The following is a 19,759-nucleotide window of genomic DNA, read 5'->3' on the forward strand; positions in this document are numbered from 1 at the left end:
GCTTGTCGGGGGTAGCGTGAGCGGATGCGGGAGCCTTCGGACGAGATGCGCCGGCGGCTCACCGCCTGGGGCGTGACGCCCGCCGGGCCGCCACAGCTCACACCGTCGAGTGAGCTCGTTGCGGGCTCCCGGCAGGGCCGTGCGGTGATGCTCAAGATCGCCCTGGTCGACGAGGAGGTCAGGGGCGCCGCCCTGCTGGACTGGTGGGGCGGCCACGGCGCTGCGCCGGTGCTTGAGCGCGAGGATCGCGCCATCCTGATGCTGCGGGCCACCGGGCCGGGGGACCTCGCCGGCATGGCCGCCTCCGGACGAGACGCCGCGGCCACCCAGATCCTCGTGCAGACCGCGATGGCGCTGCACGCCAATCCGGCGCCGACCGCGCAGGACGGGGTGGAGCTCGTGAACCTCCGTCACTGGTTCCACGACCTGTTGGCCACCGACAGCGACGACCCGCTGCTGCGGCGTGCCGCGGCGCTCGCCGAGCGGCTGCTCACGACCACGACCACGGCGGATGTGGCGGTGCTGCACGGCGACATCCATCACGGAAATGTGCTCGACTTCGGCGACCACTGGGCGGCCATCGACCCGAAGGGCCTGATCGGGCATCGCGCCTTCGACTTCGCGAACATCCTCTGCAATCCCACCGAAGCCGACGCGCTCGCCCACCTCGGCGATCGTGTCGACAGCATCGGCCGGCAGGCGGGCATCGCGCCCGAGGTGCTGATCGAGTGGACTATCGCGTGGTGCGGGCTGTCCGTGGTCTGGGCCGGGCCTGCCGTGGACGGGTCATGGCACGCGCGATCGGCCCGAGCCGTCGCGGAGCGGCTGCTCGCGATGGACCTGTCGGCCCGGTGACGTGGTCGCCCCCGATCGCCGGTCGAGCTTGTCGGACGTCGGTCGAGCTTGTCGAGCTGTGGGGACGCTTCGCGCCCGGGTGATTGGCGGAAGTGCACTTCCTCAGGAGACTCGGCGGGCTGGTCTGCGGAACGCACCCATTGCGTTGGTCGAGCTTGTCGAGACCCGGCGAGCGGATCTCGAGGCACGTCACGAGGTCTCGACAGGCTCGACCAGCGTCGGGGCGCGACATGCACGCACGTCACGAGGTCTCGACAGGCTCGACCAGCGTGTGGCGAGGCCCTGCAGAAACCGTGTCACGGGAGACACGGAGCGCGTGTTACGTTTGTCGCGGACATGTGACTGGTCGTGCAGGCAGGATCCGACGAAACGCTTCAGGCGGGACGTTGGGTCCTTTTTTTGTGCCTGAATGCGGTCGGGAACGCGGTGAAGCGTGTGCGCATGTCCTCGGTATCCAAAGGAGGACCCATGACCACCCAGGAGAGTGCGAAAGCGATTCTCGAGCACGTCGGCGGCGCCGGCAACATCTCGAATCTGCACCACTGCTCGACCCGCCTGCGCTTCTCTCTGGCAGACGACAGCCAGGCCGACGAGGCCGCGCTCAAGGCCGTCCCCGGGGTGATCGGCGTCGTCAAGGGCGCCTCGCAGACCCAGGTGATCGTCGGCAGTGGCGTCGCCGAGATGTACGCGGCGATCGAGAAGCTGCGCGGCGGCAACCAAGCTGAGGCGCCCACCGAGAAGCGGCCGTTCAGCTGGAAGCGCTTCGGCGGCACCATCATGGACTTCGTGGTCAGCGTCTTCACGCCGATCATCCCGGCCATCGCCGGAGCCGGCATCTTCAAGTCCCTGCTCGTGCTCGCCTCCGCGATGGGCTGGATGGATGCCGCCAGCGACAACTTCAAGCTGCTCTCCGCCATCCCCGACGCCGTCTTCGGTTTCCTGCCGCTGCTGGTGGCCTACACCAGCGCCAAGAAACTCAACGTCAACCGGCCGCTCGCGCTCGGTCTGGTCGGTGTGCTTGTCTTCCCGGCCTTCACCGCGCTCTCCAGCCAGGAGGGCGGCGTCGCCCTCTTCGGCCTGCCGGTCCCGGTTGTCGCGTACAACGCCCAGGTGTTCCCCGCGATCCTCGCGGTGCTGCTGCTCTCGGTCGTCGAACGGTTCTTCACCAAGATCACCTGGGGCCCCATCCGCACGTTCTTCGTGCCGCTGATGTGCCTGATCATCGTCGCTCCGGCCACGATCTTCCTGCTCGGCCCGCTCGGCTCCTGGCTCGGCACCCTGCTCACCGGCGCGATGACCGGCCTGTACGACACCCTGGGCTGGGTGGCCATCATGCTGCTCGCCGGCGTGCTGCCGCTGATCATCTCCGTGGGCATGCACAAGGCCTTCATCCCTCCGACCATCGCCACCATGGCCGCCACCGGCAAGGACTCCTTCTACCTCGTCGCCTCCCTGGCCCACAACCTCAGCGAGGCCGGCTCCAGCCTGGGCGTCGCCCTCCGCACGAAGAGCCCCGCCCTGCGCGCCACCGCCCTCTCGGGAGGCATCTCCGCCCTCTTCGGCATCACCGAACCGGCCCTCTACGGCGTCACACTGCAGAACCGCCGCGCCCTCATCGCCGTCGTCTCCGGCAGCATGTCGGCGGGCGCCTACGTGGGCCTCACCCAGGTGTCGGCCTTCGCCACCGTGAGCCCGGGCCTGGCCAGCATCTCGATGTTCATCGACGCGGCCAACCCGTGGAACCTGCTCAACGCCGTCATAGGCCTCGTCATCGCGGTGGCCGTGTCGTTCACGGTCTCGATGCTGATTTGGCGCGACGACGCCTCCGGCTCGGTGCGTGCGCTCGGCGACGTCACGGGTTCGGCGGTCGCAAGCGCCAACCTCCGCAGCCCCCTGTCGGGTGAGGTCATCGCGCTCAGCGAGGTGAACGACCCGGTGTTCTCCTCGGGAATCCTCGGCGCGGGCGTCGCCATCCGCCCCACCGACGGGCTCGTCCGGGCCCCCATCAGCGGCGTCGTCACGGCCCTGCTCAACTCGAAGCACGCCATCGGCATCCGCGGCGACGACGGTGTCGAGGTTCTCGTGCACATCGGCATCGACACCGTGCAGCTGGCCGGCGGGCCGTTCACCACCCACGTCGCGGTCAACGACCGGGTCGAGGCCGGGCAGCTCGTGATCGAGGCCGACCTGGCCGCGATCACCGCGGCGGGCTTCGACACCGTCACCCCGGTGCTCGTGGTCAACTCGGCCGACTACACCGTCGAGATCGCCGGCTCCGGCACCATCACGGCCGGCGATGCGCTCATGAACGTCAACGAAAAGATCAAGGAGAACGCCAATGGCACTGCCTAAGGGATTCCACTGGGGCGGCGCCCTCGCCGCCAATCAGGTCGAAGGCGCCTGGCGCGAGGGAGGCCGCGGCCCCGCGGTCTCGGACGTGTCCACCTACAAGCCCAAGGCCGACCCGAAGGAGTACGCGCTCCACCACGTGAACACCGTGGCCAGCATCACCGCCGCGCTCGCGGATGACGATGTGGAGTTCTACCCGAAGCGCCGCGGCATCGACTTCTATCACCGCTACCCCGAAGACCTGGCGCTCTTCGCCGAGATGGGTTTCACCACCCTGCGCGTCTCGATCGCCTGGACCCGGCTGTACCCCACCGGCGAGGAACTCGAACCGCTGGCAGAAGGCGTCGCCTACTACCGGGCGCTGTTCACCGAGATGCGCCGGCTGAACATCGAGCCGCTCGTGACCCTCTCGCACTACGACCCGCCCATGGCGCTCGCGCTCAAGCACAACGGCTGGGTCGACCGCCGCACCATCGGCCTGTTCGAGCGGTTCGCCCGCACCTGCTTCACCGAATTCGGCGAACTGGTGAACATGTGGCTCACCTTCAACGAGATCGACGGCATCATCCGGCACCCGTTCACGTCGGGCGGCATCATCGAGGAGACCGTCGAGGGCAACCTCGAGCAGGCCTGCTACACGGCGCTGCACCACCAGTTCGTCGCGTCGGCATCCGTCACCCGGATGCTGCGCGAGATCTCGCCCGGCGCGCAGATGGGCTGCATGCTCACCATGCTCACCACGTACCCCAACACCTGCCACCCCGACGACGTCGCGGCCACGCAGGCGAAAGAGCGGATGCTCTACCTCTGCACCGACGTGCAGGCCGGCGGCGCCTACCCCCGGCTGGCCCTCCGCGCCCTGGAGAGCCGCGGTGTCACCATCCCCTTTGCCGACGGCGACGCCGAGCTGCTGGCGGCGCATCCGGTGGACTTCATCTCGTTCAGCTACTACATGTCGCTGACCGAGTCGGTGCGTGCCGATGCCGAACGCACCCCGGGGAACACGGTTCTGGGAGTGAAGAACCCGTTCCTGGACTCCAGCGAGTGGGGCTGGCAGATCGACCCGGTGGGCCTGCGCATCTCCCTGATCGACCTCTACGACCGGTACGGCAAGCCACTGTTCATCGTGGAGAACGGCCTGGGCATGCGCGACGACCTCACCGAGGACGGCCGGGTCCACGACCCATACCGGATCGACTACTTCCGGGCGCATTTCGAGCAGATGATCCAGGCCGTCGACGAGGGCGTTGAGCTCCTGGGCTACGTCAGCTGGGCACCGATCGACCTGATCAGCGCGTCGAGTTCGCAGATCTCGAAGCGCTACGGGTTCATCTACGTCGATATGGACGACCTCGGGCATGGCAGCATGGACAGATTCCGGAAAGACTCCTTCTTCTGGTATCAGAAAGTGATCGCCACGAACGGCGCCGACCTGGGGTGAGCCCGCCCGCTCAACTGCTCACCACGTCGACGGAGACACGTATGCAGACCATCAAGAAAGTACTCAACTCGTCAGTTGTGCTCGTTGTCGACGAGCGCGGCGTCGAGCGGGTGCTGCTGGGCCGCGGGATCGGCTTCGGGGCCAAGGCCGGCGCCGAGATCCCCGGCTCGGCGGTCGACCAGGTGTTCGTCGCGTTGGCCGACGCCGACCAGCGCAACCTGGTGGAACTGCTCGCGCAGATCCCGGCCGAGTTCGTCGAGCTGACCCGGGCGATCGTGGCCGACGCCGAGGCGAACGGGCTGCACCTCGACCCGCACATCTACCTTGCGCTGACCGACCACCTGCACTTCGCCGTCGAACGCCAGCGGCGCGGCCTCGAGGTGGTCAACCGGCTCGCCTGGGAGATGCGCACCGTGTACCCGGTGCAGTACGCGGTCGGGCAGCGCGCCGTGGTGGCCCTGCGGGAACGGCTCGGCGTCGACCTGCCCGCCGACGAGGCCGCGAACGTCGCGTTCCACCTCGCCAACGCCGAGGTGGGCAAGACCGGGGTCGATTCGATGCGCATCGTCGAGCTGATCCGGGCGATCACGACGATCATCCAACACACCAGCACCGTGCAGGTGAACCGGGACGATCTGCACTCGTCCAGGTTCGTCGCCCACCTGCAGTACTTCTCGGAACGGTTCTTCGCCGGCCGGCTGCTGGAGAGCGCCGACGACTTCCTCTTCAGTAGCCTGAGTGAACGCTATCCGCGCGCCATCGCCTCGGCCGAACGGGTGCGCTCCTTCGTGCTCACCGAGCACGGCACGGCGCTGCCCAACGAGGAGGTCGCCTTCCTGGCCCTCCACATCGCGCGCGCCGCCCCCGATTAACCCGTGCACCAACCGAGAGGCACCACCCGTCATGCTCCAGCGCACCACCCCCGACGCATGAGCGCCCGGATCCACTTCGTCCGCCACGCCGAAACCCTCTTCAACGTCAACGGCATGCTGCAGGGCTGGTGCGACGCCCCATTGACCGAACGCGGTGAAGGCCAGGTCGCCGCCCTCGGTGAGCGGATGCGTGACGTGCCGTTGGCCGCCGCGTTCATGAGCGACCTCACCCGCACCCGCACCACCATGGCGGGTGCCCTCGCCGGGCATCCGCACCTCGTGCCCACCCCGATGCGCGAGCTGCGGGAATGGCACTTCGGCGGCTGGGAGGGCCAGCCCAACGCGTCCCTCTGGAACCCGGTGTTCGCCGAACACGGCAGCGTCTACGCGCCGGGGACCTTCGCGTCGATCACCGAAGACGGCTTCGACACCGTGTTGGACGCCATCCACCGCAGCGACCCGACCGGCCGCGCCGACTCGGCAGCGGATGTGCGCACCCGCGTCGACGCGGCGCTGGAAACCGTGGTGGCCGCCGCCCAGCTGGCGGCACGGGAGGACACCGGGGATGTGCTCGTCGTGACCCACGGGTCCGTCCTCGGCAGCATCCTGCACACCCTGGTGCCCGCGACGCGGCCGCGCACGGGCTTCCCCAACTGCGGAATCGTCACCGTGACCTGGACCGAGGGGCAGGCGATCGCCGGCGAGATCGACGCATCCTGCGCCTGACGCACCCGACCGGGGCGGCACGGGAAAAGTCCGGTGGAATTTCCAGCATCGGAGCGTAGTGTCAGGGGTACGTATTGCGACACTGGAGGTTGCTCGTCATGTCCCGTACCTGGCTGAAGTGGATGCCCGCCGCCGTGGTGCCCGCCGTCATCGCCGTGGGGGTGCTGGCCGTTCCGCTGCAGGCCGGCGCGGCCGTGGACCTGCCGGACAAGACGCCGCAGGAGGTTCTGCAACTGGCTGCAGGCAGCACCGTCGACACGTTCTCCGGAACCCTCGAGCAAACCTCCGACCTGGGGCTGCCCGAGGTGCCCAGCAGCGGGGACGCCGCCGCCGGTGACCTCTCCGACGCCCTCGACCTGCTCACCGGCGACCACACCGTGCGGGTGTACCAGTCCGGCGCCGATCAGAGCCGCGTGCAGGTGCAGGACACCATGTCGGAGCGCAACCTGATCCGCAACGGCACCGACCTCTGGGTCTACGACTCGGCCGACAACACCGCAACGCACGCCACCTTGCCCGCCGACACGGATGCCGCCGGCGAGACGCCCGGCGCCGGGCACACACCCGCGGAGGTGGCCGACAAATTCCTCGCCGAGGTGACCCCGAGCACCGATGTGAGCCTGGCCGAGAACACCCAGGTCGCCGGCCGCGACGCCTACGAGCTGGTGCTGACGCCCAACACCGACACCACCCTGGTCGGCTCAGTGTCAATCGCGGTGGACGCCGAGACCGGCCTGCCACTGCGGGTGCAGGTCGAAGCCACGGGCGCCACCGAGCCGGCGCTCAGCCTGGCCTTCACCTCGCTCAGCCTCGACACCCCATCGGCCGACCTCTTCACCTTCAGCCCGCCGGCCGGGGCCGACGTCTCCGAGCAGGCGCTGCCCGCGAAGGGCGACGCCGAGCACCCCGAGGGCGACGGAAGCGGCGCCACCGTCATCGGCACCGGCTGGGATGCCGTGGTGGCCGTGCCGGCCGGAGCGGATGCCCAGGCGATGGCCGACCTCACCGCCTCACCGCTGTACACCCAGGTGACCGACGCCGTGGACGGCGGGCGGGCCCTGAGCACGACGCTCGTGAGCGTGCTGATCACCGACGACGGCCGGATCTTCGCCGGCTCGGTGCCCGTGGAGCGGCTGCAGGCCGCCGCCGCCCAGGAGTGACACCGCCCACCTGGGCCGCCGGCGACCTCGCCATCGAGACCCGGGCTCTCACCAAACGCTTCGGCCAGCAAACCGCCGTCGACGCCATCGACCTGGCTGTGCCAATGGGCTCCGTGTTCGGGTTCCTCGGCCCGAACGGCTCGGGCAAGACCACGAGCATCCGGGTGATGCTGGGACTGGCCGCCGCGACGAGCGGCGAGGTCAGCCTTCTCGGCGAGTCAATGCCGGGCCGGCTCGCCCGGGTGCTGCCCCAGGTGGGCGCGCTGGTGGAGGGGCCGGCGTTCTATCCGTTCCTATCGGGGGCGGCAAACCTGCGCCGCCTCGACACCGCCGACCGGGCCGCCCCCGGCCGCACCCGCCGCGCCCGGGTGGACCGCGCGCTCGACCGGGTCGGACTGTCGAACGCGGCCGGAAAGAAGGTGTCGGCGTACTCGCTGGGCATGAAGCAGCGCCTCGGCATCGCCAACGCTCTCCTGATGCCGCGCCGCCTGCTGGTGCTCGACGAACCCACCAACGGGCTCGACCCGCAGGGCACCCGCGAGGTGCGCGCCCTGGTGCGTTCCCTCGCCGGGGAGGGCACCACGGTCTTCGTCTCCAGCCACCTGCTCGCCGAGGTGGAGCATATGTGTACCCACGCGGCCATCATGAGCGCCGGTCGCTTGCTGGTTCAGGGCACCCTCGACGAGCTGCGCGCCGGAGAGTCCCGGGTGCGGGTGCGCACCCCGGATGCCGACGCCGCCATCCGCGTGCTGGCCGCCGCCGGTCTCACGGCCGGCCTGGAGACGCCCGAGGTGCCCGCCCGGCCGGGCGCCGACCCGTGGGTGAGTGCGCCCCTGGACGCGGATCCCCAACCGGCCGAGTCCCTCGTGGCCGCGCTCGTGGCCGCCGGGGTGCGGGTGCGCGGCTTCCAGATCGACGACGCCAGCCTCGAAGAACGGTTCGTGGCGCTCACCGGGGAGGGTTTTGATGTCGTCCGTTGAGCCGGTTCTGCCGGCCGCCGAATCCGTGCCGGCCGACACTCGGCCCGCTGAGGCTCGGCCCGCAGAGGCTCGTCCTGGTGGTGCCTGGGCGCTGCTCGTCTCTGAGCTCACGGTGCTCTTCCGTCGCCGGCGCACCTGGGCCTTGCTGCTCGCGCTCGCCGCGATCCCCGTGCTCATCGCCGTGGCCGTGCGGCTCTCCTCGCAGGAACCGACGCCCGGCCGTGGACCGCCGTTCCTCGACCAGGTCACGCAGAACGGGCTCTTCGTGGCCTTCACGGGACTGATCGTGTCGATCCCGCTGTTCCTGCCGCTCACCGTGGGGGTCGTGGCGGGCGACACCATCGCCGGCGAGGCCAGCCTGGGCACCCTGCGCTACCTGCTCGTCGCCCCGGCCGGCCGGGTGTGGCTGCTCGTGGTCAAGTACGTCGGAGCCGCCGCATTCTGCCTGGCAGCCACCCTCACGGTGGTCACCGCGGGCGTGCTCTCCGGGCTGGCGCTGTTCCCCGTCGGCCCGCTCACCCTGCTCTCCGGCGACACGATCAGCCTCGGCGAATCGTTCCTGCGCGCCCTGCTCATCGCCGGGTACGTCACGGTGTCGCTGCTCGGCCTCTCGATGATCGGCCTCTTCTTCTCCACCCTCACCGTGGTGCCCGTCGGCGCCATGGCCGCCACGATCGTGCTGTCGGTGGTGGCGCAGGTGCTGGACTCGCTGCCGCAACTGGAGTGGCTGCATCCGTGGTTGTTCAGCCACTACTGGCTGGACTTCGCCGACCTGCTGCGCCAACCGGTGGACCTGAGCTCCTTCGGCGCGAACGCCCTGCTGCAGGGCGGCTACGTGCTCGTGTTCGGGGCGCTCGCCTACGGGCGTTTCGTGACCAAGGACATCCTGAGCTGACGCCGCCGGCCGGGAATCGCCGGTTTATATGACCTTGATATGAGAATGCCATTTCAGGCATGTATCCCAGGGTCCCTTGTTGCCCCGCCGCTTACCGTTATATTGTGCCCTCACTTGGGGGTCATATCCGGAGGCAGCTGTTTTGGCGATCGAGAGCACCCCACCCGTCGTACGACCCGACACCCTGCCGCGGGTGCGCCTGGAGGCGGTCGCCGAGAGGGCTGAGGCCTGGTGCGATCCTGCTGACGCTGCCACGGTCGTGACGGGCGTCGCGCTGTCGACGCAGTCGGTGCAGCCCGGGGACCTGTTCGTTGCCCTGCCCGGCAAGAACGGCCACGGCGCCCAGTACGCGGCGCAGGCCGTGCAGGCCGGGGCCGCCGCGGTGCTCACCGACGCGGCCGGTGAGGCGGAGGCGCGGGCCGCTGGGGTGCCCTGCCTCATCAGCGACAACCTGCGTGACCGGCTCGGCGAGCTGAGCGCGTTCATCTACGACACCGCCGACAGCAACCTCGTGATCTTTGGCGTCACCGGAACGAACGGCAAGACCACCACCGCCCATGTGCTCGAGGCGGTGCTCGGCCAGATGGGACTGGTCACGGGCCTGTCGACCACGGCCGAGCGGCACATCGCCGGCGAGGTCTTCGTCTCCAAGCTCACCACGCCAGAGGCCACCGACGTGCACGCGCTCCTGGCCCGGATGAAGGAGCAGAGCGTGCAGGCCGTGGTGCTCGAGGTGAGCGCCCAGGGTCTCACGCACGGCCGGGTGGACGGCATCGTCTTCGACTGCGCAGGCTTCACCAACCTCTCGATCGACCACCTCGACGACTACGGCACGATGGAGAACTACTTCGAGGCCAAGGAGATCCTGTTCCGCCCGGAGCGCGCGCGCACCGGCGTGGTGAGCATGGAGACCCCGTGGGGCCTCCGGCTGCTCAGTGAGCCGAGGATCCCGGTGTCGTCGATCTCAGCGGATGCCGATGCCGACCCGGACTGGCGGCTGGAGATTCTCGAGTCCCTGCCCGAGTCGACCCGGTTCCGGGTGCAGAACCGAGCCGGTGACCGGGTGGAGACGACCGTGGCACTGCTCGGAGACCACCTGGTCGCAGACGCGGGCCTGGCCATCGCGATGATCGTCGAGGCCGGCTACCCGGCCGCGCAGGTGCAGGCCGCCGTGCAGGACGGCATCCGGGTGTACATCCCCGGGCGCACCGAGAGCGTCTCCGGGCCGACCGGTCCGCGCGTGTACGTGGACTTCGGGCACAGCTCCGACGCGTTCGAAAAGACCCTGCGCGCCGTGCGCACGGTCACCCCTGGCCGGGTCATCATGCTCTTCGGCGCCGACGGCGACCGGGACCCGGTCAAGCGCCCCGAGATGGCCAGGGTCGCGGCGGCCGGCTCCGACATCGTGGTGGTCACCGACCACCACCCGCGGTTCGAAGACCCCGCCAGCATCCGGCGGATGCTCGTCGACGCCGCCCGCGAGGCGTTCCCCGGCAAGCAGATCGTGGAGGTGTCGCCGCCCGAGGCGGCCATCGACTACGCGGTGGACCTGGCGCGGGACGGCGACGCCATCCTCTGGGCCGGGCCCGGACACCAGGACTACCGGGACATCCGCGGGGTGCGCACGCCCTACTCGGCGCGGGAGCTGGCCCGGGAGGCACTCACCCGGCACGGCTGGCCGGCCCAGCAACCTTCCTAGCGCGCCGTCGGGGGAGCGGGGCGGGCGGCGCGGATGCCCTCGGTCCAGGTGGCCATGCAGAGCGGCACGCCCGGCCGGTAGGCGAGGTGGGCCACGGCGGGGGCGTCGAGCACCTGCAGGTCCGCCCGGCCGCCGACCCGCAGCGAGCCCACCGCATCCGGCCCGTGCTCGCGACCGAGCGCCCGGGCCGCGCCCCGGGTGGCCGCCCAGACCGCCTCGCGCACGGTGAGGCCCATCTGCAGCACCGCCGTGGCCACGCAGAACGGCATCGACGTGGTGTACGAGGTGCCCGGGTTGCAGTTGCTGGCCAGGGCGATGTGCGCGCCGGCGTCGAGCAACCGGCGGGCCGGCGGGAACGGTTCACGGGTGGACAGGTCACAGGCTGGCAACAGCGTGGCCACGGTGTTCGAGCCGGCCAGGGCGTCGATGTCGGTGTCGTCGAGGTGGTTGCAGTGGTCCACGCTCGCGCAGCCGAGCTCCACGGCCAGGCGCACCCCGCCGCTGAAGCCGAGCTGGTTGCCGTGCAGCCGCAGGCCCAGCCCGGCCGCCCGGCCGGCCAGCAAGACTTCCCGGCACTCGTCCACGTCGAACGCCCCGGTCTCGCAGAAGGCGTCGATGAAGTCCACGTGCGGGGCCACGGCGGCCAGCATCGGGCCGGTGACGAGGTCTAGATAGTCGCGCCGGTCGATGCCGGGCGGCACAACATGGGCGCCGAGGAAGCTAACGACGTCGGCCACCTCGGCGGCCGCCCGTGCGCTGCGGAGTTCGCCGAGCAGGTCCAGGCCGTAACCGGTCTTGGTCTCCAGGAACGTCGTGCCCTGGGCCTCCGCCTCACGGCGGAGACGCCGCGCGTTGGCGACCAGGTCGGCCTCGCTCGCGGCCCGGGTGGCCGTCATCGTGGCGAGAATACCGCCGGCCTCGTAGCGCTGACCGGCCATCCGCGCCTCGAACTCCGCCGCGCGGTCCCCGGCGAAGACCAGATGGGTGTGGCTGTCCACCCAGCCGGGCAGCACGGCCCGGCCGCCGACATCCACTCTGCTGTCGGACGGCGGGGCTTCGGCGGCAGGTCCGATCCAGGCGATCCGGCCGTTCTCGATCACGAGCGCAGCATCGGTGAGCCTGTCGTCGTCGTGGCTGAACTCGGCGGACTGGGTGGTCAGCTCGCCGATTCCGGTGAGCAATTCGGCGGTCATCGGGGAGCCTTCCGGGTGGGGTGGGCGAGGGGAGCGGAGTGGGCGGAGGGGACGGATGCCGATGCGGCGGCGGCATCGAGGGCGGCCAGCGCGTCGCGGAGGAGCACAGCGGGGGAGCCGACGGTGCTGAGGGGGTCCCCGGTGGCGAGGGCGGCGGCGGGGGTGCCCACGAGGCGGCCGGTGTCGGCCACCAGGCGGCCGGCGACGATCACACGGCGCACGTCCGCGGCCGTGGCGGCGAGCACGAGCTGGCCGGGGGCGGCGCCGACGGTGCGGATGCTGTGCGCGGCGACCTCGACGAGGTCAGCCGGGTCACCGGGTGCCAGCCAGGCCCGGCCCAGGCCGAGCGCGGCGTACCCGTCGGCGCCGGCCGCCCGCAGCAGCTGCGCCGGGCCGAACCGGCCGCGGGAGCCGGAGGCGAGCCGTTCGCCCATTTCCAGGCCGCGCATCTCGAGGAACGGGTCGACCACGGCGTTCTGGTCGGAGCCGAGGGCGATCGGCGTGCCCGCGGCGGCCAGCGCGTGCGCGGGGCCGATGCCGTCGCCGAGGTCGGCCTCGGTGCTCGGGCACATCACCACCGTGACGCCGTGGGTGCCGAGCAGCGTCACATCGTCGGTGCTGAGGTGGGTGGCGTGCACGACGCTCAGCCGCGGGCTCAGAGCACCGAGCCCGGCCAGCACTCCGGTGGGGGTCACGCCGTACGCGGCCAGACAGTCGGCGTTCTCCCGGGGCTGCTCCGAGAGGTGGATGTGCAGCGGCACGTCCGCGGGCAGCCCGGCCAGGATCTCGCGCATGGCGTCCTGCGGCACGGCCCGCACCGAGTGCAGCGCCGCGCCGAGGGTGACGAGCGCGGGGTCGGTGGGCCGGGCCGCGGCATCCGTCTCGATCACCGAGCGGAGCGCTGTCCAGCGGCCGAGCCAGCCGGCCGCGGAGCCGTCGCCGAAGCGGCGTTGTTCGGGCAGCAGCGGGGCGTCGAGGCCGCCGGCCAGGTAGCTGGTGTCGAGCAGCACCAGGCGGATGCCGACCTCGCGTGCCGCCGTCGCCAACGCGAGTTCCATCGCATGCGCCTGCGGGTATGCGGTGCCGTCTGGCTGGTGGTGCAGGTAGTGGAATTCACCCACGGCGGTGTAGCCGCTGACCAGCATCTCGGCGAAGACGGCCCGGGCGAGCTCGAGGTAGAGCTCGGGGGTCAGCGTCTGGGCGACCGTGTACATCGACTGCCGCCAGCGCCAGAAGTCGCCGCCCTGGTCGTGGGTGCGGCCGCGGAGCGCCCGGTGGAAGGCGTGCGAGTGGGCGTTGGCCAGGCCGGGCAGCACGGTGCCCAGGCGGATGTCGCGGGGTTCGGCCGCAACACCGTCGGCCCGGACGCTGATGCGGCCGTCCTGGCCCACGGTCAGGCGCACGCCCATGCTGGGGATGCCGTCGGTCAGCAGCGTCTCACACCAGTAGCTGGTCGGGTCCCCGGCCGCGGTGCTCACAGCAGTTCCCGGAGCAGGGTGTCGAGCGCCTCGACGCCCGCGAGGCAGTCCGCCAGGGTGGCGAATTCCTCGGGCGAGTGCGAGATGCCGGTGGGGTTGCGCACGAACAGCATGGCGGTGGGCACCCGGGCGGCGAGGACGCCCGCGTCGTGGCCGGCGCCCGTGGACAGGGCGGGGATACCGCCGAGGGTGAGGGCCAGCCGGGCGGCGAGTTCGGGGTCGAAGGTGACGGTGCCGGTCCAGGACTCCTCCACGACCGTGGCGGTGCAGCCGGTGTGCGCGGCCTGCAGCCGGCCGGTGATGTCGGCGACGACGGCGCGGGCCTCGACGTCGGACTCGGCGCGCGCGTCGAGCCAGGCGGTCACCGCGGACGGGATCACGTTGGTGCCGCCGGGCACCGCCTCGATGCGGCCGACCGTGGCGCGGGCGCCCGTGCTGGCCAGCGCCGCCTCCTGCACGGCCAGGATGGCGTGGGCTGCGGCGACCATCGGGTCGCGGCGGCCGGCCATCAGGGTGGCGCCGGCGTGGTTGCCCTGGCCGGTGAAGCTCATGCGCCAGCGGCCGTGGGCGAGGATCGAGGAGGCCACCGCGAGCGGGGCGCCGAGATCGATCAGGCCGCGGCCCTGTTCCACATGCAGCTCCAGGAATATACCGATGCGGCCGAGCGCGTCCTGGTCGGGGCCGAGGTGTGCCGGGTCGAGTCCGGCGGTCACGGCGGCCTCCGCGAGGCTGATTCCGGAGCGGTCGGTGAGCTTGCGGGCGACGTCGGCATCGATCGCGCCCGAGAGCAACCGGGAGCCCAGGCAGGCGACGCCGAACCTCGAGCCCTCCTCCTCGGCGAAGACCAGCACCGCGCACGGCCGGCCGGGCACGAAGCCGGCGGCCTGCAGCCGGGCGACGGCCTCGAGTGCGGACACCACCCCGAGCGGGCCGTCGTAGGCGCCGCCGCCCGGCACGGAGTCGAGGTGACTGCCCAGGACCACGGCGTCCGGCCCCGGCGCTCCCCACCAGGCCCAGGTGTTGCCGTTGCGGTCGGTGTCAACGGCCAGGCCCAGCCGCTCGGCGCGTTCGGTGAACCAGTCGCGCAGCTCGAGTTCGGCGCTCTGCCAGAGGTGCCGCGAGTAGCCGCCGGCGCGCAGGTCGCGGCCGGTGCCGGCGATCTCGTCGAGACCGGCGAGCACCCCGTGGGCGGAGAGGTCAGGCATCGGATGCGTTCTCCGGCGTGGCAGAAACCGGCGCGGCAGAGGCCGGCGCAGCGGGCGCATCCGTTGCCGTCGCATCCATCGCGGCCGCCGCATCCGTTTCCCACATCGGCACCCGCAGACCGCGCTCCCGGGCAACCTCTTCGGCGCGCTCGTAGCCGGCGTCGACGTGGCGCATGACGCCGGTGCCGGGGTCGTTCACGAGCACCCGGGAGATCTTCTCGGCCGCCAGCGGGGTGCCGTCGGCCACGATCACCTGGCCGGCGTGGATGCTGCGGCCGATGCCGACACCGCCGCCGTGGTGGATCGAGACCCAGGTGGCGCCGGAGGCTGTGTTCAGCAGGGCGTTCAGCAGCGGCCAGTCGGCGATCGCGTCCGAGCCGTCTTTCATTGCCTCCGTCTCGCGGTAGGGCGAGGCCACCGAGCCGGAGTCGAGGTGGTCGCGGCCGATCACGATCGGGGCGCTGAGCTCACCGGAGGCGACCATCTCATTGAACTTGAGGCCGGCGAGATGCCGCTCCTGGTAACCGAGCCAGCAGATGCGGGCGGGCAGGCCCTCGAAGTGCACCTTCTCGCCGGCGGCGGTGATCCAGCGGCGCAGGTGTTCGTCGTGCGGGAACAGCTCGACGATCGCCTTGTCGGTGGCCGCGATGTCGGCCGGGTCGCCGGAGAGCGCGGCCCAGCGGAATGGGCCCTTGCCCTCGGCGAAGAGGGGCCGGATGTAGGCGGGCACGAAGCCGGGGAAGTCGAACGCCCGCTCGCAGCCGCCGAGCAGCGCCTCGGCTCGGATGGAGTTGCCGTAGTCGAAGACCTCGGCGCCGTGCATCTGGAAATCGACCATGGCCTGCACCTGCTTGGCCATCGCGGCTCGGGCCCGGTCAGTGAACTCCTCAGGCTTCTCGGCCGCGTAGGCGTGCCACTCGGCCACCGTAACGCCCTCGGGCAGGTAGGCGAGCGGGTCGTGGGCGCTGGTCTGGTCGGTGACGATGTCGATGGGCACCTCGCGGGCGCGGAGTTCGGCGAAGACCGTGGCGGCGTTGCCGACCAAGCCCACCGAGAGCGGCCGGCGTTCGGCCTTGGCGGCGAGCACCCGGGTGATCGCGTCGTCGATGTCGTCGGTCATCTCGTCGAGGTAGCCGTGTTCCACCCGGCGGGCCAGGCGGGACGGGTCCACGTCGACGATGAGCACGACGCCCTCGTTGAGGGTGACCGCCATGGGCTGGGCGCCGCCCATACCGCCGGCGCCGCCGGTGAGGGTGAGGGTGCCGGCCAGGGTGCCGTTGAACCTCTTCGCGGCCACGGCGGCGAAGGTCTCATAGGTGCCCTGCAGGATGCCCTGGGTGCCGATGTAGATCCAGGACCCGGCGGTCATCTGGCCGTACATGGTGAGGCCGAGGGCCTCGAGCTTGCGGAACTCCGGCCAGGTGGCCCAGTCCCCGACGAGGTTGGAGTTGGCGATCAGTACGCGCGGCGCCCACTCGTGGGTGCGGAACACCCCGACGGGCTTGCCGGACTGCACGAGCAGGGTCTCGTCCTTCTCGAGTGTGGTGAGGGTGCGCACGATGGCGTCGTAGGCCTCCCAGTTGCGGGCGGCCTTGCCGGTGCCGCCGTAGACGACGAGCTTCTCGGGGTGCTCGGCCACCTCGGGGTCGAGGTTGTTCATCAGCATCCGCAGCGGGCCCTCGGTCTGCCAGCTCTTCGCCGTGAGGGTGGTGCCGCGGGCGGCGCGCACGACGCGGGGCGGATGCGAGTCGGTGGGCGTCGCATCCGTCACCAGGGCGTCGGTGGGGCTGGTCTCGGTCAGGTCGGGCATGAGCGGGGTCTGCTTTCTCGAGAGCTGAAGGGAACGGGTCAGTACAGCGCGCCGATGACGCTCTGGGCAGCAGCGAGCACGGCGCCGCTCCGCACGGAGGCGGCGACGGATTCGATGTCGGGCGAGAGGAACCGGTCGGGTCCGGGGCCGGCGACCTCGCGGCGCACCTCGGCGACCACGGCGCCGGTGGCGGGGCCGGGCGTCAGGGGGGCGCGCAGGTCGAGGGCGCGGCTCGCGGTCATGACCTCGATGCCGAGCACCCGGGCGAGCCCGTCGATGCCGGTGCGCAGCTTGCGTGCGGCGTGCCAGCCCATCGAGACGTGGTCCTCCTGCATGGCCGAGGAGGGGATCGAGTCGACCGAGGCGGGCACCGCGAGGCGCTTGAGCTCGGAGACGATGCCCGCTGCGGTGTACTGGGCGATCATCAGGCCGGAGTCGACCCCCACGTCGTGGGCGAGGAAGGCGGGCAGGCCGTTGCTGCGGGCCGGGTCGAGCATCCGGTCGGTGCGGCGTTCGGACATGCTGGCCACGTCGGCCACGGCGATGGCGAGGAAGTCGAGCACGTAGGCGACCGGGGCGCCGTGGAAGTTGCCGTTGGACTCGACCCGGCCGTCGACCGTGACGACGGGGTTGTCGATGGCGCTGGCCAGTTCGCGTTCGGCGATGCGGCCGGCGTGGTCGACCGTGTCGCGGGCGGCGCCGTGCACCTGCGGGGCGCAGCGCAGCGAGTAGGCGTCCTGCACGCGGGTGCACTCCGGTCCCTTGTGGCTGGCCACGATGGGGGAGTCGGCGAGCAGGTGGCGGAGGTTCGTGGCGGCGGCCTGCTGGCCCAGCTGCGGGCGGAGGCCGGCGAGGTCGGCGGCGAAGACGGCATCCGTGCCGAGCAGGGCCTCGATGCTCATCGCGGCGGCCACATCGGCGGTGGCGAGCAGGGTGTGCAGGTCGTGCAGCGCGAGGCTGAGCTGGCCGAGCATGCCATCGGTGCCGTTGATCAGGGCCAGGCCCTCCTTCTCGGCCAGCAGCACGGGCTCGAGGCCGGCCGCGGCGAGGGCGTCGGCAGCGGGCAGCTCGATCCCGGCGCGGTCGCGCACGGTGCCCTCGCCCATGAGCGCCAGGGCGCAATGGGCCAGCGGGGCCAGGTCGCCCGAGCAGCCGAGCGAACCGTACTCGCGCACGATCGGGGTGATGCCGGCGTTGAGCAGGCCGGCGTAGGCCTCGGCGGTCGACAGGCGGATGCCGGTGCGGCCGGTGAGCAGGGTCGACAGGCGCAGCAGCATTAGCGCGCGCACCGTCTCCCGTTCCACCTCGGCGCCGGAGCCGGCCGCGTGCGAGCGCACCAGGCTCTGCTGCAGCCGGGTGCGGTCGGCCGCGGTGATGAAGGTCGTGGCCAGGGCGCCGAACCCGGTGGAGATGCCGTAGTGCGGTTGCACGTCGGTGGCGAGGATCTCGATGGTGGCGCGGCTGGCGGCCACGGCGGCGCGGGCGTCGTCGCCGATGAGCACCGGGGCGTCGTGGCGGGCGACGGCCACGACATCCGCCACCGAGACCGGGCCGGTGCCCACGGTGACGGGCGCAGGAGCGGTGCTGGCGGCGGGCAGGACGGTGTCGACGGTGTGCATGCTCCTATCTGACTCCTGCGCGTGGCCCGGCGCAGCGGCTTTCAGCCGTTTGGTGTCTCGTATACGAGACAGTGGGGGCGCTGCGGCCCGGGTGTGCCCCGGCGTCGATCGACGCGCGGGAGCGGCGCCGGTGCGCGCGTGGCGTGCCGCCCACGCGCGGGCGCTGTGCCCGCGCAGCTCCGACCAGACCTCGTCGGACTAGGGTGGGCATCAAACCCCTGGAGGTACCGAATGCTGTCGACCGATCTGATGACGGATGCCTTCGGCCGGGTGCAGGAGGCGGTGCATGCCGTGCTCGTGGGCGCCGGGTCCGATCTGCTCGAGTTCCGCGCCGACCCCGAGGCGAACACCATCGCCTGGCTGGTCTGGCATCTCACCCGGGTGCAGGACGACCACGTCGCCGACCTCATGGGCGAACCCCAGCTCTGGACGACCGCCGGCTGGCAGAAGCGCTTCGACCTGCCCTTCGCTGTCGGTGCGACCGGGTACCGCCAGAGCGCGGGCGAGGTCGCGGCCGTGCGGGCCGGCTCCGACCTGCTGCGCGGCTACTTCGACGCCGTGCACGAGCGCACCATCGCTTACCTGGGCACCCTGCGCGAAGACGACTTCAGCCGCGTGGTCGACACCCGCTGGACGCCGCCGGTGACCGTGGCCGTGCGGCTGGTCAGCGTGATCGGCGACGACCTCGAGCACGCCGGCCAGGCCGCGTTCGTGCGCGGGCTGGCGCAGCGGGCCGGTCTGCACTGAGCCGTGCCGGGCGCCCGGCTAGGCTCGGGGGCAGTACCTCGACCCTGGAGATCCTGTGGCCCACTCGTACCCGCTGTATGTGAATGTGCTGGCGCAGTGTTTCTGCTGCCAGTCGCTGCAGCCGTTCCACTTCACCTCGGCGACCGATCAGGTGGTGTGCACCCACTGCCTGCGCCACCTCGGCGCCGAGAAGGCCGAGCAGCGCGACGCCGACCACATCAAGCTCTGGCTCGGGCAGTTCGCCGCGCAGCAGGACACCCTGCACGAACTCGAGGCCACCAGCAGCGCCACGATCGCCGAACGTGATGCCGAGATCGCCGCGCTCGCCGCGCAGGTGGCCGACCTCACCGGCATCGTGGCCGGCCGCTTCGACCGCGGCCCCGACGCCGCGCTCCGCGGCCTGCTCGAGACCGAGGTGCTCAAGCGCGCCGAGCGCAAGGCCGAGCTGGGCCAGCGCCGCACGGATGCCGCGATGGCCGTGCTCTGGCAGATCGACCGGCTGCATACCGTGAACCCCGCCGACCCGCAGCACTGCGGATGCGGAAAGTCGGTCGTCGCCTGCCCGGAGACCCGGGCACTGGGTCCGGTGCGGCAGGCGCTCGGCGACTGGGAAACGAAGAACCTCAAGCTGCACGCCGCCGGCCAGCGCCACGCGCTGCCGGCCGGGCATCCAGCCCTGACCTGACTACTCCGGTCGCCCACTTTCGCTAGTGCGGGAGTGCCGCTGACT

At 71.3% G+C, this 19,759-nt stretch carries 16 protein-coding genes; 11 read left to right on the forward strand and 5 right to left on the reverse strand.

Going from position 1 to position 19,759, the window contains the following annotated elements; genetic code table 11:
* The first annotated feature begins 24 nt into the window (after window positions 1-24).
* From PA27867_RS00235 to PA27867_RS00275, 9 genes are all read left to right on the forward strand, one after another.
* Entirely contained in the window at window positions 25-855 is an 831-nt protein-coding gene (locus tag PA27867_RS00235; protein ID WP_157109066.1) for an aminoglycoside phosphotransferase family protein, read from the forward strand.
* Window positions 856-1,323: 468 nt separating this feature from the next.
* Window positions 1,324-3,207, forward strand: coding sequence for a beta-glucoside-specific PTS transporter subunit IIABC (locus PA27867_RS00240; protein ID WP_066591572.1), 1,884 nt, complete (start codon window positions 1,324-1,326; stop codon window positions 3,205-3,207).
* Window positions 3,194-4,645 carry a family 1 glycosylhydrolase gene (locus PA27867_RS00245; protein WP_066591576.1) on the forward strand — a complete coding sequence of 484 codons (1,452 nt, stop codon included), beginning with the start codon at window positions 3,194-3,196 and terminating at the stop codon, window positions 4,643-4,645. The genes PA27867_RS00240 and PA27867_RS00245 overlap by 14 nt, the downstream gene beginning before the upstream one ends.
* 41 nt (window positions 4,646-4,686) lie before the next feature.
* On the forward strand, window positions 4,687-5,517 hold the full coding sequence (locus PA27867_RS00250) for a PRD domain-containing protein (RefSeq protein WP_066591580.1): 831 nt from the start codon (window positions 4,687-4,689) through the stop codon (window positions 5,515-5,517).
* A gap of 57 nt (window positions 5,518-5,574) precedes the next feature.
* On the forward strand, window positions 5,575-6,243 hold the full coding sequence (locus PA27867_RS00255) for a histidine phosphatase family protein (RefSeq protein WP_066591582.1): 669 nt from the start codon (window positions 5,575-5,577) through the stop codon (window positions 6,241-6,243).
* A 98-nt stretch (window positions 6,244-6,341) separates the two neighbouring features.
* On the forward strand, window positions 6,342-7,403 hold the full coding sequence (locus PA27867_RS00260) for a LolA family protein (protein WP_208857279.1): 1,062 nt from the start codon (window positions 6,342-6,344) through the stop codon (window positions 7,401-7,403).
* Window positions 7,400-8,383 (forward strand): ABC transporter ATP-binding protein, encoded by a 984-nt coding sequence (locus tag PA27867_RS00265; protein WP_066591584.1) that lies wholly within the window; start codon window positions 7,400-7,402, stop codon window positions 8,381-8,383. The genes PA27867_RS00260 and PA27867_RS00265 overlap by 4 nt, the downstream gene beginning before the upstream one ends.
* Window positions 8,370-9,278 (forward strand): ABC transporter permease, encoded by a 909-nt coding sequence (locus PA27867_RS00270; RefSeq protein ID WP_084020497.1) that lies wholly within the window; start codon window positions 8,370-8,372, stop codon window positions 9,276-9,278. Before PA27867_RS00265 ends, PA27867_RS00270 begins: the two co-directional genes overlap by 14 nt.
* A gap of 142 nt (window positions 9,279-9,420) precedes the next feature.
* The gene (locus PA27867_RS00275) at window positions 9,421-10,977 is read left to right on the forward strand and encodes a Mur ligase family protein (RefSeq protein ID WP_236900774.1); all 1,557 of its coding nucleotides are present in this window, start codon (window positions 9,421-9,423) and stop codon (window positions 10,975-10,977) included.
* On the opposite strand, the gene hutI is transcribed toward PA27867_RS00275, so the two are convergent.
* From hutI to hutH, 5 genes are read right to left on the reverse strand one after another with little or no spacing between them, the layout of a single operon-like run.
* Window positions 10,974-12,170, reverse strand: a complete 1,197-nt coding sequence (gene hutI / locus PA27867_RS00280) for an imidazolonepropionase (protein WP_066591587.1) — start codon at window positions 12,168-12,170, stop codon at window positions 10,974-10,976. The genes PA27867_RS00275 and hutI overlap by 4 nt on opposite strands.
* Complete coding sequence (locus tag PA27867_RS00285; RefSeq protein WP_236900775.1) at window positions 12,167-13,648, reverse strand: formimidoylglutamate deiminase; 1,482 nt, start codon at window positions 13,646-13,648, stop codon at window positions 12,167-12,169. The genes hutI and PA27867_RS00285 overlap by 4 nt, the downstream gene beginning before the upstream one ends.
* Window positions 13,645-14,853 (reverse strand): allantoate amidohydrolase, encoded by a 1,209-nt coding sequence (locus PA27867_RS00290; RefSeq protein WP_084020498.1) that lies wholly within the window; start codon window positions 14,851-14,853, stop codon window positions 13,645-13,647. Before PA27867_RS00290 ends, PA27867_RS00285 begins: the two co-directional genes overlap by 4 nt.
* Window positions 14,846-16,663, reverse strand: a complete 1,818-nt coding sequence (gene hutU / locus PA27867_RS00295; protein ID WP_084020499.1) for a urocanate hydratase — start codon at window positions 16,661-16,663, stop codon at window positions 14,846-14,848. Before hutU ends, PA27867_RS00290 begins: the two co-directional genes overlap by 8 nt.
* 38 nt (window positions 16,664-16,701) lie before the next feature.
* Window positions 16,702-18,282 (reverse strand): histidine ammonia-lyase, encoded by a 1,581-nt coding sequence (gene hutH, locus PA27867_RS00300; RefSeq protein ID WP_066591591.1) that lies wholly within the window; start codon window positions 18,280-18,282, stop codon window positions 16,702-16,704.
* Between the two features lie 231 nt (window positions 18,283-18,513).
* On the opposite strand from hutH, the gene PA27867_RS00305 reads away from it, so the two are divergent.
* Together PA27867_RS00305 and PA27867_RS00310 are read left to right on the forward strand one after the other, a co-directional pair.
* The gene (locus PA27867_RS00305; protein WP_066591594.1) at window positions 18,514-19,029 is read left to right on the forward strand and encodes a mycothiol transferase; all 516 of its coding nucleotides are present in this window, start codon (window positions 18,514-18,516) and stop codon (window positions 19,027-19,029) included.
* 55 nt (window positions 19,030-19,084) lie between these two features.
* Window positions 19,085-19,714 carry a hypothetical protein gene (locus PA27867_RS00310; protein ID WP_066591596.1) on the forward strand — a complete coding sequence of 210 codons (630 nt, stop codon included), beginning with the start codon at window positions 19,085-19,087 and terminating at the stop codon, window positions 19,712-19,714.
* Window positions 19,715-19,759 lie beyond the last annotated feature (45 nt).

The organism is Cryobacterium arcticum (assembly GCF_001679725.1).
Lineage (GTDB): Bacteria > Actinomycetota > Actinomycetes > Actinomycetales > Microbacteriaceae > Cryobacterium > Cryobacterium arcticum_A.